Source organism: uncultured Campylobacter sp. (assembly GCF_937980635.1).
Taxonomy (GTDB): domain Bacteria; phylum Campylobacterota; class Campylobacteria; order Campylobacterales; family Campylobacteraceae; genus Campylobacter_B.
Window position 1 is genome coordinate 1 of record NZ_CALJPG010000009.1, and the last position, 15984, is coordinate 15984.

Here is a 15984-nt window from a genome sequence, read left to right on the forward strand (position 1 = left end):
CATACGCGCCGCTAATCATCGTCTTTACTAGATTTTCATGCCCCGGAACGTCGATGAAAGCGACGTTGGTATCCCCAGAGCGCAGATGGGAAAAGCTAAGATCGATCGTGATACCACGCTGCTTTTCGCTCGGCATTCGGTCCCCTTCAAAGCCGTTTAGCGCCTTGATTAACGCGGTCTTTCCGTGATCGATATGGCCTGCGGTGCCTATGATTACGCTATTCATAAATTTCTCCGATCTTTTTTATTAAATCTTGTAAGTCGCTTTTTAAAATCGATCTGAAATCGAGCAAAAATTTATCATCCTCGATCCGCCCGATTATGCCCGCAGCGCGAAATTTTGCCTGCGTGCTCTGCGGATCTGCGCCATCTAAGATCGCAAGCGCGACGCTCGGATAAGATGCATTCGGCATCGTGCCGCCGCCTACGAAGGTGGTAGTAGGCACGATTTGCGATTTTACGCTGATGCGCGATTGCACTAGCTCCGCTCGCTCACGCAGCTCGTCCAGGCTCAGATGGATCTGATCTATCGTCGTGATGAGGTGAAATTCTTTATTTATATACGCCTTGATCGTCTCGGCAAGCAGGCTTAGCGTGATCTTATCCACGCGCAGCATTCGCAGTAGCTGGTTTTTGCGCAAGCGCGCGATGAGCTTGCGATCCCCTAGGATGATGCCGCACTGCACGGAGCCGAAAAGCTTGTCGCCGCTAAAGCTAAGCAGCCGAACGCCGCTTTTTAAAAGCTCAAAAATGGATGGCTCGCTTTTGCCTAGCCCAAATCCCAGTTCGCTCGCGTAGCCGCTTCCAAGATCGTAATAATCGATGATCTCGTTAAAGTTTTCTGCTTTTTTCATGCTAAATTTTGCAGGGTAAATTTTAGAAACTTTAGCGGGAATTTCGCTTCCATCGCCTTCATAAAAACACTTTTTTTTTGCGGACGGCTCACCGATATTTAAATTTAGAGCATTCGCAGAACTATCCGCCAAGTTTAAACTATTCGGCGCGGAATTTAGAATTTCGTCCGCCGTATCCGACGAGCTGCCGCAAAGATTTTCTAAATTTTTAAAGCTTGCCGCTCTAAGCGTTAAAAATTCCTCTTTTTTACGCGTCGCCTTTCGTGCTAAAGCCGCAACTTCCGCAGCGCTTACGCTAGAGCTAAAGCCTGAAATTTTAAAATTTGAGCGGTGCACCTTCATCAAGATCGCCGTATTTTCATTGATCGCTTCTTCGTAATCGTCCAGCTTGGTTTTATTTGTAGTGCCGATCTCTGTGAGCTTTGCGCCCGAGTTTGCCATCACTTCGCTTACCCGAAAGCTCCCGCCGATCTCGACTAGCTCGCCGCGGCTTACCACGACTTCGCGTCCGCGCGCGAAGGTATTTAGCACCAAAAATACCGCCGCAGCGTTGTTATTGACCACGAGCGCGTCCTGCGCGCCGAAGAGCTCGCTGCACAAAAGCGCTATGTAGTCGTATCTGTTGCCGCGCGCGCCCTCGGATAGGTCGTATTCTAAATTTGAATACGAGGTGATGATCTTTTGCGCGCGGGCTAAAATTTCGGCGCTGATGACGCTGCGGCCGAGGTTTGTGTGCAGCACGACGCCGGTTGCGTTGATGAGCGGCTTAAGACTTAAGCTTTGAAATTTTTCGTAGCGCGATTTGATGCGCGCGATGATCGCGCTTTCGCTTGCGAGCTCGCCTCCTTGCAGCGCCTCCCTGCGTGCTTCTTCGATGAGCTCTTGCGCGATTTTGATGATTTGCGGGCGGAGGCAGTTTTGAAACTCCTGCGCGTTTGCGATTTTATCGATTTTGGGTAGTTTGATTCGTTGCATTGCGACCCCGATGCCTTAAAATTTAGGCGATTTTATCATTTAAAGCTTTGATTTTGCTTTATCTATAAAATTATTAATTTAAATTCGATTTACTTTAAGTGCAGAATTTAAAAGCTGTTTAGAAAATAAGAGTAAAACCCGCCTAATTATCAATTTAGGATAGATTATGAAAGAACATGGATTTTACGCCGTGGGGCTAAAGGATGTCGTCTTAAGCGATGATATCGAAATTTGCGGCGATGAAGAGGGGGCGAAAAATGAGGAATTTATCGTCGCTAATTCGCCGAAATTAAAAGCGCAAATTTATGCGCCCGAGATAAATTTTTATATAGAAAATTCCGCAGATGAGCCACTGCAAATCGCTAAAAACGTAGATATTTTGTATCGCGCCAAGGATATCGCCTTTGACGGCGCGCTAGATAGCGACTATCAAAAGCCCGTCGGCAAAAACGTAATTCTCGCCTGTGATGAGCCGCGAGAGGAGCTTGTGGGGCTACTTAGGCAGCACGGATTTAAGGTGATCGCGTTAAGCAGGGCCGAGATTAAGTTCGTCTACGGCGAGATTGGCGATCTTTCGGTTACGATTTTAAGTGAGCGGGATGAGGTTGAGACCGAGGCGGATTTTTTCTTGATTAGCGGCGCAGCGCCCTATCAGCTACGACAAAGCGGCTGCTACGAGATCTCGGGGCTAAAAGACGATGAAATTTTAGAAATTTTAAATTCCAAAAGCCCGGTTTATCATTATAAGAATTCCACGATCTTCGATCCTGCGATCTGCCAATATCACGGCAGGCGAAATGAGCTGCGCGCGCCGTGCGTGGAGGTTTGCCCTACAGTGGCGATTTTGAAAAACGACGAAAAGCGCGAGCTAGTATTTTCGCACATCGACTGCGTCGGTTGCGGCGCGTGCGTGAGCGTCTGCCCTAGCGGCGCGCTAAAATTTGCCAAGCTGCCCCAAAGCGTATTTGGCGAGATCGCAAAGCTCTATGCAGGCAAAATTCCGCTTCTTATCGCGGAGAACGAAATCGCGTCCGCACCCGCAGCGCAGCTTCCGTGTGGCGTGCTGCCGTTTGGAATTTTTGGAAGCAGGCAAATAGATGAGGTGAATTTGCTAAGCGCTATGCAAGAAAGCGGCTCGAGCGTGATCGTTTACGGCGCAGACGTGGGCAAGGGCACGCTAGAGGCGGCGGAGCTCATCAATGGAATTTCGAGCGCGATCTATGGCAAGGACGCGGTATTTTTAGCGCGAAATTTAACCGAGCTGCAAGAAGCGCTAAAGTGGGCGCAAAGCTCTCAGCCATGGGCGTTTAGCTTAAACGAGCAGGGTCTTAGCAAGAAAGAAATTTTTTCCAAACGCGTAAGCGCGATGGTTGGCGAGGGCAGCTTCGGCGCCGTAAAAAGCGGAGAGTTGCTAAAATTTGGCAAAGTAAGCATAAACGAAGCAAGCTGCACGCTCTGCCTTAGCTGCGTGGGCGCCTGTAATACCGGCGCGCTGTATGCCGATAACAGCGACAATTCGATTAAGCTCAACGCTTCACTCTGCACGACGTGCAACTACTGCGTGCTAAGCTGTGCCGAAAAGGATACGATCGAGCTTCAGCCTTGCGGCGTGGAGCTTGAGCCGGGATTTTTTAATTACAAAATGCTAGCTAAAGACGAGCTTTTCAAATGCATCGAGTGCGGTAAGGAATTTGCGACGAGCAAAGCCGTGATGAAGATCGCGGATATGATGGGCGCACATTTTGCAAATGAGCCTGAAAAGATGAAGACACTTTTTTGCTGCGGCGATTGCAAGGCGAAAATAATGATAAAAAAGCAGATAGAAGATGCTAGAAAAGGGGCAATGTAATGGATGCGAATCTACTTCAAGCAAGAAGCTACTACTACGAATTTTTTGCAATTCCGTTTTTTTTCTATGAAACGGATACGAAATTTAAGCGCTGGAAGGAGCAACTGGAGTTTTTATGTAGCTCGCCCATCGTGTCTAGCGATGAGGCGGAATTTCAAAATTTGGCGAAATTCGACTTTTCTGCGTTTAAAAGCGAGCAAAATTCCGTGCTTTTTGATTTTTCATACGCCAATGTGCCGATGAGTGCGAGCTTCTACGACGAAGGACGCGACGATGGGCGTATGCGTGTCGCGGTAATCGACGTGCTAAAAAAGAGTAAATTTCGCCGTAATATGGAGCTTTGCAAAGAGTGCGAGGACTATGTGGGATTTATTTTTTACCTGCATTCGACTCTGCTGCGCGACGCGGCTGCAAAACACAGCGCGGTTTTAAATGGACAAAATTCCACAAATAACGCGAGCTTGACGGTGCAAGACGGAAAAAATTTTGTAGATTCGCGGGACAGTAAAAATTTTACAGGTCCGCAGGACGGTAAAAATACCGCGAACGCGCAATGCGCTAAAAATTTCGTCGGCGCGCAAGACGGCGAAGCGCTGGCTTTAGAGCTTTTTACGAATGTCACCAACAGCTTTGTGGATGAGTTTAGCGAGCTTTTGTGCGGGCATGTGCGGGCGGATTTTTTCAAATCATTAGGCGCACTAATGAGAAGCTTTTTTGCGCTTGAGCGCTCGCTTTTAGCGCTTGCTGCTCCGCAAAAGAAAGATCGCAGCGTCGTTAAAGAAGCGATCAAAAAAGGCGGTTATCAAAATAAATTTACCAATCCGGAAGATATTTTTAATCTGGATTGATAAATAAAATTTTTAACGGAAATCTTAACGCAAAAGCAGAATTTCGGTTAAATTTTAAACTCGCAAGCTCGAGTTTTGCGAGTAATTTTTTAGTTAGAACTTTATATTTTGAATTTTAAATAAAATTTAAAAAGTAACTTAAAATTTAATTTCCATCTCACTGCCTTTTCGTTATAATTCATTAGACTTAAATCCTGTAACAGGCGTTACTACAATAAAAGATTTAAAGCGATTTCTTCACAAAGGAAAACCATGGAGAACAAACGCAGAGATTTTCTTAAAAAATCTCTAAAAATCGGCGCAGTAGGTGCCGTGGGCATTGCCGCATCTCAGGCTCTAGCGAAAAGCGAGCAGGATTATGGCGATACCGTTCGTGGCAAATCACCGAAAAAAGAGGTGCTTTACTGGGAGAGTGAAGCGTGGAAAAAATACTATAAAGTAGCTTACTAGGAGAATTTTCATGAGTGAGAATGCGATCGGAAGGAGATCGTTTTTGAAACTCGCCGCTTTAGGAGCGAGTAGCGTAGCCGCGTTTGGCGAAAATAATACGCTAAGAGCCGCTACTGAGCAAGAGATCAAAAACCCATTTCCAGGTTCCGTTATGAAGCGAACGATATGTTCGATCTGTTCCGTAGGCTGCGGTATCGAGGCTCAAGTGGATGAGAGCACCAATACCTGGATTCGCCAAGATATGGCAGTAGATCACCCGATCTCACAGGGCAGTCACTGCTGTAAGGGAATCGATCAAATCGATCTAACCAAATCTAAAATGCGTCTTAAATATCCGCTCAAAAAGGTTGGCGGTAAATGGGAGCGCATCAGTTGGGAACAAGCGGTTAATGAAATCGGCGATAAAATGCTTCAAGTCCGCAAAGAGGACGGCCCCGATAGTGTAGTATTTTTGGGTTCGGCTAAATTTTGCAACGAGCAGGCATATTATTTTAGAAAATTTGCAGCCTTTTGGGGTACAAACAGCAACGACCACGTAGCCAGAATTTGACATAGCGCAACAGTCGCCGGTGTGGCGAATACTTGGGGTTATGGAGCTATGACAAATCACGTAGGCGATATGGCGAAAAATTCTAAAATGATCCTTTTTATAGGTGCGAATTCCGCGGTTGCAAATCCCGTAGGAGCTATGAAGCATGCTCTTCAAGCTCGCGATAGAAACGGCGCGAAAATCGTCGTCGTCGATCCAAATTTTACTAGAACTGCGGCTAAGGCGGATATGTATATTAGAATTCGTCCGGGAACCGATATAGCGTTTGTGTACGGAATGCTGCATCTAATCTTCAAAAACGGCTGGGAAGATAAGGAGCTAATAAAAACCAGAACCTACGCTGTAGATGAGATCAAGGCGGAAGCTGAGAAGTGGGATCCTAAAGAGGTAGCCAATGTCACCGGATGCAAGGAAGAGGAACTGATAGAATTTACGAGGATGTTCGCTACCACAAAGCCTGCCACTTTATGCTGGGCTCTAGGCATTACGCAGCACTCAATCGGTAGTTCAAATACTAGAATTTTGGCTCTTTTGCAGCTAATACTAGGCAATATGGGCAAGCCAGGCGGCGGCTGCAACATCCTTAGAGGTCACGATAATGTTCAAGGCGCTACCGATATGTGCAATCTCTCCGATAGCTTACCTGCGTATTACGGGTTAGCCGATAATGCTTGGAAGCACTTCTGCAAGGGCTGGGGCGTAGATTATGAGCAGTTTATTAAAAGATTTGCCGTTTCTACTAAGCAGCCACACGAAAAGCAGGGCGAAAAAGTGCTTGGCACGAATTTTACCGAGTATTTTCACTACGATCCGAGCATCGAGCAAGATACGATAAATTGGCGCAACGAAAAGGGCTTTTCACTATCTAAATGGTGGCAGGGTGTTTTGAAAAACGAACCCGTTTTAAGTAGTGGCAATGTCCGCGTTCTTTGGGTGCAAGGCACAGGAATTACTTCTATGGCTCACGTTCGCGAGACTAAAGAAGCGCTAGGCAAGATCGACATGCTGGTAGTCGCCGAGCCATTTTTAAACGAAGTGGCGATTCTAAACGATAGACCGGATGGAATTTATGTTTTGCCGGTAGCTACGCAGTTTGAGAGCGAAGGTCATCTAAGCGCTACAAACCGTAGTGGTCAGTGGAGAACTCAGATCGTTAAGCCGTTATTTGAGAGCAAAGAGGATCAGGAGGTAATGTTTTTATTTGCGAAAAAATTCGGCTTTTACGACGAATACGTTCGCGGCATGAAGATGGGCATCGTTGATGGCGAGCTTAAGCAGGTTAAGGACGATTTTGTTTGGCCTGACGATGCTACCGATGAGATCGCACGCAATACTCAAAGTATTGGAAATAACGGACGCACCGCAGCTAGATTTCGCAGACAGCAGAAAAACTGGCATCTATTTGATCCCGATACTTTGCGCGGCATAGGCGGCGAGGTCGAGGGCGAATACTACGGCCTTCCATGGCCTTGCTGGGATGAAAAACACCCGGGCACGCCGATTCTTTACGATGTAACCAGACCTTATGCCGACGGCGGTATGGGATTTAGAAACCGCTTCGGCTTAGAGCACGACGGCGTTTCACAGCTAGCCGATGAGAGCATTACACTTCCGGGATCAAAAATTTCAGGCGGACACGCAGAGATAACCAAAGCAAATATAGAGCAGGTTTTAGGTATTACGCTAAGCGAGGATGAAAAAGCCAAGATGGGGCCTTCATGGAGCACAGATTATAGCGGCATTATCGCTAAAAAATGCCGTGAGTTTGGAATTTGTCCTTGCGGAAACGCAAGAGCAAGAGCCAAGGTTTGGCAGTTTGCGGATCAAATTCCAAAGCATAGAGAGCCGCTTCACTCGCCTAGATGGGATTTGGTCGAGAAATATCCGACCTTTGCGGATCAAAAACGAAATTTCCGCGTCTTTACGAGATTTATCTCCGAGCAGAAAAAGCAGGATTGGAGTAAGGATTTCCCTACTATCGTAAGCTCGCTAAGGCTTGTAAATTTAAGCGGTGCAGGTATGATCGAGCGCACGAGCAAGTATCTTTCGGCGATTACTCCGGAGATGTTTGCGCACGTAAATCCTAAGCTTGCCGCTGATAAAGGTATCAAAGATGGTGAGATGATGTGGATTCATTCACCGCAAGGCACGAAGATCAAAGTCAAGTGCATATATTCGCACGCCGTAACGCCCGATCGTATTGTTATGCCGTATAACTTCGCGGGAATTTTCCAAGGCGAGGATCTAAGCGAGCGCTATCCTGAGGGTACTAAGCCATATATCAGAGGCGAGAGCTCAAATACGATTACGAACTACGGCTTTGACATAAATACGCAAATTTCGGAATTTAACGCCGGTCTTTGCAGACTAGAAAGAGCATAAGGAGATAAAATGCCGGCAAGATTAAAATTTTACGTCGACGTCGAGCGTTGCATCGCTTGCTATGGTTGCCAGGTAGCCTGCAGCTCGGCTCACGAGGTTCCCGTGCAGATCAATAGGCGCAAGGTTATCACTTTAAACGAGGGCATAGAGGGGCAGGAGGTTTCAAGCTCTATCGCTTGCCAACACTGCACCGATGCGCCTTGTGCGCAGGTTTGCCCGGTTCAATGCTTCTATATCAGAACCGACGGCGTCGTTTTACACGACAAGGATAAATGTATCGGCTGCGGATACTGCCTCTATGCATGTCCGTTCGGCGCTCCGCAATTTCCAAGAGAAGGAGCTTTTGGTATCAAGGGTGCGATGGATAAATGCACTATGTGCGCGGGCGGGCCGGAGCCTACGTTTTCGCACGAGGAGCTACATAAATACGGCCAAAACCGTATCGCGGAGGGCAAGGTTCCGATATGTGCGGCGATCTGCTGCACGAACGCTCTAATCGTGGGCGACGCGAGCAGAGTTTCCGACGTCTATCGCAAGCGCGTGCTTACGCGCGGCGTGAGCCTATAAGATTATGGAATTTTAAACGCTCCGGTTTAAAATTCCACCTCTTTTCGCAGAAATTTCAACCGAGCGACGGCTTTAAATTTAGCGGTCGCTCGGCGTGAAATTTTATTTGAAAATCTCTGCTCCCGCGTATCGGTAGTTAGATTATTTCAAAAAATCGCTTCTTGCTGACATTAAAATTTTAAATTTATGCTACAATCACTCAAATTTAGGATTTGAAATCTTAAGCGAAAGGATCTGTCTTGAAAAATAAAATTTCACTTTTTTTGGTCATTTCGGCGTTTTTGATTTTTACGGGTTGTTCTAAAAATGTGCCCGTAAATAGCGGCATAGTACGCACTTCCGAGCCGCTTCACATTATGGAATTTCCGCAGGATAAGCTCATAAGCGTAAATTTCACCAATACCTCTACGACGGATTCAAATTTAACCCAAGTAGTGATTCAGCATCTGCGTGCGGACGGATTTAAGGTCGTAAATAAAAGCGTGGCAAATGTCCAAATCGGCGGCAATCTCAACTACTTCCGCAAGGCGGATTTTTCGCGCAGATCGTGGGATAATCCGAGATTCAGCTTCGGAATGGGCTTTGGCAGGTATTATAGATATACGGGCGTGGGCGTAGGCTGGGGGATGCCGTTTGGTTATGATCCTTGGGACGACGACGATTATTACAGAGACTACTTCTACGATTCGCAGATTAGTCTATACATAAGCGTCAAAAACAAGGGCGCTTGGAAGGATTACGTAACTAATCTCAACTACCAAAGCATCAAAAATCCGGGCTCTAAAGACTCGGTAATGGATGCGCTAAATTTTAAAATTTACGAATATATAAGACAGATGATTAAGCAGGGAAGATGATAGTAAAAGAGAATAAAAAGCCCGTAGCGATGACGCTGGCGGGATCGACGATTTTGGCGCTCGCTAGCGGATATTGCTACCACGCGGGCTTTGGCGGTGCGGCGCTTTTTGCTTCCGTAGTAGCGGCATTTTGCGCGTTTTTTTGCGCGCTTAGACTCGGCGCTAAAAATTATTTGCAGATCGGCGAGGATGCTTTTACGATCGTGCGCGGGGCAAATTCCGAGAGCTTCGAATACAAAGATATCACAAATTTAGGCACAAAAACCTTCGCCGCGGGCAGAAACAAAACGGAGCTTTTAAATTTTGTATTCAAAAAAACGCCGCAGGCGCAGGACCGCTTTAACTTTTTGCGATTTTACAGCGACACAGAGGCCACGCTACCGGGCTCGTTTGAAATTTCGATCTACGAGCTGAGTAGAATTTTACGCGAAAAAGCGGGTCTTTCGCAAAGCTCTGAAGAAGAGCAAGCCGCTCCAAAAGTTCGCAAGTGCGCTAAGGGCTCTAAAAAAAGCGCGAGTAGCGCTAAAAATTTTAAAGCTAAAAATTTTCGCGATGAGAATTCCGCTTCAAAAAATTTCGATACGCAAAGTTCCTGCGGCGCACAAAATTTAGGTGAAAATTCAGGCGTACAGAATTGCTGCGCCGCGCAGGATTCCGCCATGCAAAATTCTAATGGCGCCGCTAATTCAAACAGCGCGCAGAATTTAGAGGGCGCTTCAAATTTAAACGAACAAAGCTCCGCCGCGCCGAATAATGCCGCTTCCTCAAATAGCGCCGCCGCAGGCGAAAATTTCATAGGCGCTGAGAATTCCGCACCTAAAATTTTCGCAGGCGATAATGAGCCTGACGCTGCGCCCGAAAGTGCGGCGGTAGATGGCTCCGATACTACCGATACGGCGATGCAAAGCTCCGCCTGCGAAAGTAAAAATAAGTAGGCAGGCGCGGCCTTGAATTCCTTGCCGATCGGAATTTTCTTGCAGGGAGCCGCGCTGATGCTCTCGCTCATCGTCGCGATCGGCGCGCAAAACATCTTCGTCATCTCCCAAGGTCTTGCGAAAAACCATGTCGCAGCGGTTTGCATGGTTTGCGCGCTAAGCGATGCCGTATTTACGGGCATAGGGATATTTTTAATCGGCGGCGCCCTTAAGCAAGGCTCGCTTCTTACCCAAATTTTAGGCATAGGCGGGATCGTATTTCTGCTCTGCTACGCGCTAAGCTCGTTTTTCAGCGCCTACAGAGGCTCGCATTTTGCCAAGATCCAAAACTCGGCAAATAGCCCGCTAGCGCCCGTCGTAGCCAAAGCTCTTGCGGTTACGCTTCTAAATCCGCACGTGTATTTAGACACCGTTGTGGTCGTGGGCTCGCTCGGCGCTACGATTGCGGATCCGCAAAAGTCGTGGTTTTACGCGGGAGTTATGTTTGTATCGTTTGCATGGTTTTTCGGCTTAGGATATGGCTCAGGGGCGCTTTCGAAGCTTTTCGCAAGCAGCAGAGCATGGCGTATAATCGACGCGCTCGTGGGAGTTTTGATGCTATATATGGCGTATCTGATCGCTAAGTTTGTCTTTAAAATTTAAAATTTCACGCTAAAATTCCGCACTCTTGATAAAGGATCTATGATGAAAATTGAAATTGAAAGCGGGCTCGAGCTAAAAGAAGCCTTGTGGCGCGTAGAGAAAGCTCTGCGACTAGTGACCGACAAGGACGGCAAAATCACATCGAGCGCGACGCTTTACGTGGGCAAACATTCGCTTTTAAATTTACTCGATACCAACCAGATCGAAAATATCCAAAACGCCTATGCGCGCGCCAGGACGGAATTTCGCGCGGAGATGCTGGGCGTGCTGGAGGGCTTTTTATCTCAAGAGGACGCCGAGAAGGATCCGGAATACGCGCTATTTAATCAGCTCTACCAAATGGCGATGACTGCGGGCAGAAAGAGCGATATCTTTATCCATGTCCAAGGCATCAGCGAAAACGAGGTCGTGCTGCGCGTGTATCAGCGCTTCGAGCTGGAGAGCGGCGAGACAATCTATTACGCAGGCGGTGAGTTTAGCTACAATCTGGATGAAAATTTCGGCAAAATTTATCGCTACGAAATCTGATTTTAGCGGTACGGCGCAAGATCAGGTGCCTCTTCGATCGTAAATATTACGTCCGCATTATGCTTCTTTGCCGCGAGGACGCATAAATTTAAACTCTAAAACACATGGCAAGTTTAAATTTAGACGAACTTTCTGCGACGATGGCAATTTCACCTGGTTAAAATTTATCGCGATTTCAAATTTAAAGCTGCGTGTAAATTTTTATCCTTCGATATGCGAATTTTATCCTACTGCCTGCCTGCCTTCGAGTTTGCCTTGTTTTACGCTTGTCGAAATTTTTAAGTCGAGCTCGAATAAAATTTCACTCCTCAGGCACGCAAATTTTTGTCGGATCGCACTTTTATGCAAAAGAAAAGATAATTAAACGAAGCCGAATTTAACCAAGGCGCGTATATAGGAAGGCGGGCTCAAAAATGATACGCTAGGTGGCGGTTTGCTGCCATTGCTTACTTTAAAAATTTTAAGCATTAATACCGTGCAAAATGTAAAAACAAAGAAGTGAAAACGCAATGCTAAGCAGGAAAGCTAGGATAAAAAGCACTGATCGGACTAGCAATAATGATCGCGAAAGTAGTTGTTTGGCAGCTGGTGGGGGGCTGGTCGGACTAGTGCCCTTTATCGTGTGCATCACGGGATTTTGTCCCACTTGTTACTTTTTAAACCGCTGTTCGCTAAAGCGTTAAATTTAGCCGCGGTATGCGGTTTTATCACGTGCCTGGGGCAAGAGGTGCGATAAATTTTAGCGGCGAAGCAAGCGAGATTTAAATTTAATTCTCCACGCTTCGCTGCGGAATATTAAATTTAAACTAGCCCTTTAAAGCCTAAAATTTTATCGCGCGATGCAAGGCGGTGAATTTAATTTCGTGCCGCCGTCAATCGGCATGCTGCTAACTATATAAAATTTTAGCGCCCGCCGCTTTTTAGCGCTCTTGCTAGATAGGGCTTGCGCTCCGCGCCCGGTTACAACCAAACTCTATGATTAATTACACCTCGCCTCTTAAAATTCATCTTAAATTTGCTAAAATTGCAGCAAAATTTAAAATTTAAAGGAGCCCAAATGTCAAATATCTTAATCATAGGCGCAGGCGGCGTGAGCCAAGTCGCGACCGTAAAATGCGCGATGAACGCGGACGTTTTTAGCAAGATCACGCTTGCTAGCCGCACCAAAAGCAAGTGCGACGCGATCGCTAAGCTTATCAAAGACCGCTTGGGCGTCGCTATCGACACCGCACAGATCGACGCGGACGATACGGGCGCCGTGGTCGCGCTCATCAAAAAAACGGGTGCCGATTTGCTTTTAAATGTGGCGCTGCCGTATCAGGACCTAACCCTCATGGACGCGTGCTCTCGCGCCGGCATCCCGTACATCGACACGGCAAACTACGAGCACCCCGATACCGCTAAATTTGAGTATAAGCTGCAGTGGGCGAAGGACGGCGAGTTTAAAGCCGCAAACACGATGGCGCTGCTGGGAAGCGGCTTTGATCCGGGCGTGACGAATGTATTTTGCGCCTACGCGCAGCAAAATCTCTTTGACGAGATCCACGAGATCGACATCCTAGACTGCAACGCAGGCGATCACGGCTATCCGTTCGCGACGAATTTCAACCCCGAAATCAACCTGCGCGAAGTGAGCGCAAAAGGTCGCTACTGGGAGCGCGGCGAGTGGAAAGAGACCGAGCCGATGGAAATAATGTTTAAGTGGAACTACCCCAAAGTCGGCGTCAAGGACAGCTACCTGCTCTACCACGAGGAGCTAGAAAGCCTCGTTAAAAACATCAAAGGGTTAAAGCGAATCCGCTTTTTTATGACTTTCGGACAGAGCTACCTCACGCATATGAAATGCCTAGAAAACGTCGGCATGCTACGCATCGACGAGGTAGAACACAACGGCGTGAAAATCGTGCCGATACAGTTTCTAAAGACCTTGCTGCCTGATCCTGCGTCGCTAGGCCCTCGCACGAAGGGCAAAACCAACATCGGCTGCGTGATCCGCGGGCTCAAAGACAGCAAAGAGCGCCAAGTCTACATCTATAATGTCTGCGACCACGAGGCTTGCTACGCCGAGACGGGCGCGCAGGCGGTGAGCTACACGACGGGCGTGCCTGCGATGATCGGCTCGATGATGGTAGCAAAAGGCATCTGGAGCGGAAAAGGCGTATTTAACATGGAAAATTTCGACGCTAAGCCTTTCATGGACGAGCTAAATAAGCAGGGATTGCCGTGGGAAATAATCGAAATGAAGCCTGGCGAGAGGTACGAAGTCTAAATTTAAGGCTTGTCTTTTTCCGCTATACTTTGTTAAATTTTACCTTGCTTCACTGCGACGGAACATATAGTCCGCCTCATTCGCAAGGTAAAATTTGCCGCGTCTAGCGAAAAAATACCGCACCTTATCTTTAATTACATTCAAATTTAATGTCTAGATTATGCTTAAAAATATTCTGCTTGCATCTACGAACAAAGCGAAGTAGAAATTTCGCCTCGTCTAAGCGAAAAATACCGCGCCTTGCCCTACTGCATTTAAATTTCTAGTTTAAATTTTACCTCGCTTGCATTCAAATTTTACATCAAATTTAATTTAAGCTTCCATACCGAAAAACGTTTAAATTTAGTTATAATCATGCAGAATCTATCAAAACAAATTTGAGTAAATTTAAAGCTTCCAATCTCCAGTCGCGCAAATCTTGCGCCCACCCAAATAATAACAAAAGGAAAAATTTGAACTCTTCAAAAACTTCGCTATCTTTTTTAGTCGTGCTAAGCGCGCTTATGGCGTGTACGTCGCTATCTACGGACGTATATCTGCCCGCTATGCCTACGATGGAGCGGTAGCTGCATGGCGATGCGGAGCTCACGATAACGGGCTTTTTGATCGGCTTTGCTATAGCGCAGCTCGTATGGGGGCCTATCAGCGATAGGATCGGGCGTAAAATCCCGCTTTTTATCGGTATGGCGCTCTTTGCGATCGGATCAGTAGGATGCGCGATGTCGGACAATATGGCTAGCGTAGTGTTCTGGCGCGTGTTTCAGGCTTTGGGCGCATGCGTAGGACCGATGCTAAGCAGGGCGATGATTAGCGATCTTTTCGGTAGCTCGCAGGCCGCACAGATGCTCTCTACGCTAGTTATTATCATGGCGATAGCGCCGATAGCGGGTCCGTTATTGGGCGGCGCGATACTGGAATTTGGCTCTTGGCATGGGATATTTTGGCTGATGGCGCTAGCTAGCGCGGTTATGTTTGCGATGATTTTTTCTCTACCGGAGACCTTGCCGCCGCAAAAGCGCTCCACAAAGCCCATCGTATCGTCTTTTAGAAACTATCTAAGATTATTACAAGACGCCAAATTTATGCGCTACACTCTTAGCGTGACGTTTTTCTACGTAGCCGCCTATGCCTTTATCACGGGCTCATCGTTTGTATATATCGATTATTTCGGCATTCCTAGCAAATACTACGGATTTTTATTCGGCATAAACATCGTAGGCGTCATGGCGCTAAGTTTCGTAAATAAAAAGCTGGTGAAGCGCTATGCGCTAAATCACCTGCTCATAGTCTCCACGCTCGTTGCCGCGCTTGCTGCCAGCGTGCTGTTTGCGTTTGCGTTTTTCAAAACGGGCGGAGTTCTTGGCATGATAATCCCGATGTTTTTCGTTTTTAGTATGAACGGCATCATCGCTTCTTGCTCCAATGCCGCCGCTCTTGATAGCGTGCCGCAGGAGATGAAGGGCTCGGCCGCTGCGCTCATCGGCTCGCTGCAATATGGTAGCGGCATCCTCTCCTCGGCTATGCTTGCGGCGTTTTCTGCGGGTACGCCGTGGACGATGTCTTGGATCATAGCTCTGTTTGTTTGGCTAAGCGCACTCGCGGCGTATTTTAATAAGTAAATTTTAAATTATGGCGAAATTTTATAATTTGCCATCGAGTTCAGCTCTGTTTTAAACAGACGAGCGGTTTCTTAAATTTAAACTCTAGCTAAATTTAGACCGAAATTTTTAAGCAAACTTTGCTATAATCGCCGCAATTTTGAAAAAAACGAGGAGAAAATATGAAACTAATTTACGCCGCTTGCGTGCTAGCCGCCTTTGCTTCGGCTCAGACCGAAACTTTGCAGGTGCCGGACTTTGCCAAAAGCTCGATGAAGACGCATGAGCAGGCCGAAGAAAAACTAATCGCAAATGCCTTAAAAGGCGATCTAAGCCAGATTGCAAGCGACCTGAAGATCGATAAAACGCTAAAAGGTGGCGAGTCGCTTGTCATTAACGGCGCGCATTACAGGACGATCGAGGGCGACAGCACGCAGTGGAAAGAGGGCGATGCCGTGCGCCTGCTAAGCGGCAACAAGGACGGCAGATGCCTAAGCTCGATCATGCTCAATCTCCGCACGAAAACCGTCTGTAAATTTATGTGCGACGCGTATTAGGCGAGAATTTCGTCTAAACCACAAAAATCCACCGGCTCGGCGTAAGTTTCTTGCAACGACCGGTTGTTTCTGCTATCAAGCCCTAGCATAGATCGCTAAATATATGCCTATGAATAAAACATT

General features: G+C 47.1%; 14 protein-coding genes. 12 read left to right on the forward strand and 2 right to left on the reverse strand.

The genetic code is table 11. From position 1 onward, the window contains the following. A partial coding sequence (locus Q0460_RS01380) for a GTP-binding protein (RefSeq protein WP_299083943.1) occupies nucleotides 1–226 on the reverse strand: 226 nt, incomplete at its 3' end. Continuing rightward, the gene (selA, locus tag Q0460_RS01385; protein ID WP_299083945.1) at nucleotides 219–1829 is read right to left on the reverse strand and encodes an L-seryl-tRNA(Sec) selenium transferase; all 1611 of its coding nucleotides are present in this window, start codon (nucleotides 1827–1829) and stop codon (nucleotides 219–221) included. The genes selA and Q0460_RS01380, both read right to left, overlap by 8 nt. Nucleotides 1830–1995: 166 nt before the next feature. On the opposite strand from selA, the gene Q0460_RS01390 reads away from it, so the two are divergent. The 12 genes from Q0460_RS01390 (at nucleotide 1996) to Q0460_RS01445 (ending at nucleotide 15861) form a co-directional block, all read left to right on the forward strand. Then, a complete protein-coding gene (locus tag Q0460_RS01390) occupies nucleotides 1996–3678 on the forward strand; it encodes a 4Fe-4S dicluster domain-containing protein (RefSeq protein ID WP_299083948.1) in 1683 nt (560 codons plus the stop codon). Beyond that, nucleotides 3678–4526 carry a hypothetical protein gene (locus Q0460_RS01395; RefSeq protein ID WP_299083951.1) on the forward strand — a complete coding sequence of 283 codons (849 nt, stop codon included), beginning with the start codon at nucleotides 3678–3680 and terminating at the stop codon, nucleotides 4524–4526. The genes Q0460_RS01390 and Q0460_RS01395 overlap by 1 nt, the downstream gene beginning before the upstream one ends. A 252-nt stretch (nucleotides 4527–4778) precedes the next feature. Continuing rightward, on the forward strand, nucleotides 4779–4976 hold the full coding sequence (locus tag Q0460_RS01400; protein ID WP_297882827.1) for a twin-arginine translocation signal domain-containing protein: 198 nt from the start codon (nucleotides 4779–4781) through the stop codon (nucleotides 4974–4976). A 10-nt stretch (nucleotides 4977–4986) separates the two neighbouring features. Further along, a complete protein-coding gene (locus Q0460_RS01405; protein WP_299083953.1) occupies nucleotides 4987–7908 on the forward strand; it encodes a formate dehydrogenase subunit alpha in 2922 nt (973 codons plus the stop codon). A gap of 9 nt (nucleotides 7909–7917) precedes the next feature. Beyond that, nucleotides 7918–8475 carry a formate dehydrogenase FDH3 subunit beta gene (gene fdh3B, locus Q0460_RS01410; protein WP_299083956.1) on the forward strand — a complete coding sequence of 186 codons (558 nt, stop codon included), beginning with the start codon at nucleotides 7918–7920 and terminating at the stop codon, nucleotides 8473–8475. A gap of 239 nt (nucleotides 8476–8714) precedes the next feature. After that, complete coding sequence (locus Q0460_RS01415) at nucleotides 8715–9332, forward strand: hypothetical protein (RefSeq protein WP_299083959.1); 618 nt, start codon at nucleotides 8715–8717, stop codon at nucleotides 9330–9332. After that, complete coding sequence (locus Q0460_RS01420; protein WP_299083962.1) at nucleotides 9329–10267, forward strand: hypothetical protein; 939 nt, start codon at nucleotides 9329–9331, stop codon at nucleotides 10265–10267. Before Q0460_RS01415 ends, Q0460_RS01420 begins: the two co-directional genes overlap by 4 nt. A 12-nt stretch (nucleotides 10268–10279) precedes the next feature. Continuing rightward, complete coding sequence (locus Q0460_RS01425) at nucleotides 10280–10909, forward strand: LysE/ArgO family amino acid transporter (RefSeq protein WP_299083965.1); 630 nt, start codon at nucleotides 10280–10282, stop codon at nucleotides 10907–10909. Nucleotides 10910–10951: 42 nt separating this feature from the next. After that, the gene (locus Q0460_RS01430) at nucleotides 10952–11437 is read left to right on the forward strand and encodes a hypothetical protein (RefSeq protein WP_295151131.1); all 486 of its coding nucleotides are present in this window, start codon (nucleotides 10952–10954) and stop codon (nucleotides 11435–11437) included. 1057 nt (nucleotides 11438–12494) lie between these two features. Continuing rightward, nucleotides 12495–13706, forward strand: a complete 1212-nt coding sequence (locus Q0460_RS01435) for a saccharopine dehydrogenase family protein (RefSeq protein ID WP_299083968.1) — start codon at nucleotides 12495–12497, stop codon at nucleotides 13704–13706. Nucleotides 13707–14296: 590 nt separating this feature from the next. Beyond that, a complete protein-coding gene (locus tag Q0460_RS01440) occupies nucleotides 14297–15325 on the forward strand; it encodes a multidrug effflux MFS transporter (protein WP_299084230.1) in 1029 nt (342 codons plus the stop codon). Nucleotides 15326–15486: 161 nt separating this feature from the next. Beyond that, the gene (locus Q0460_RS01445) at nucleotides 15487–15861 is read left to right on the forward strand and encodes a hypothetical protein (RefSeq protein ID WP_299083971.1); all 375 of its coding nucleotides are present in this window, start codon (nucleotides 15487–15489) and stop codon (nucleotides 15859–15861) included. Nucleotides 15862–15984: the final 123 nt, after the last annotated feature.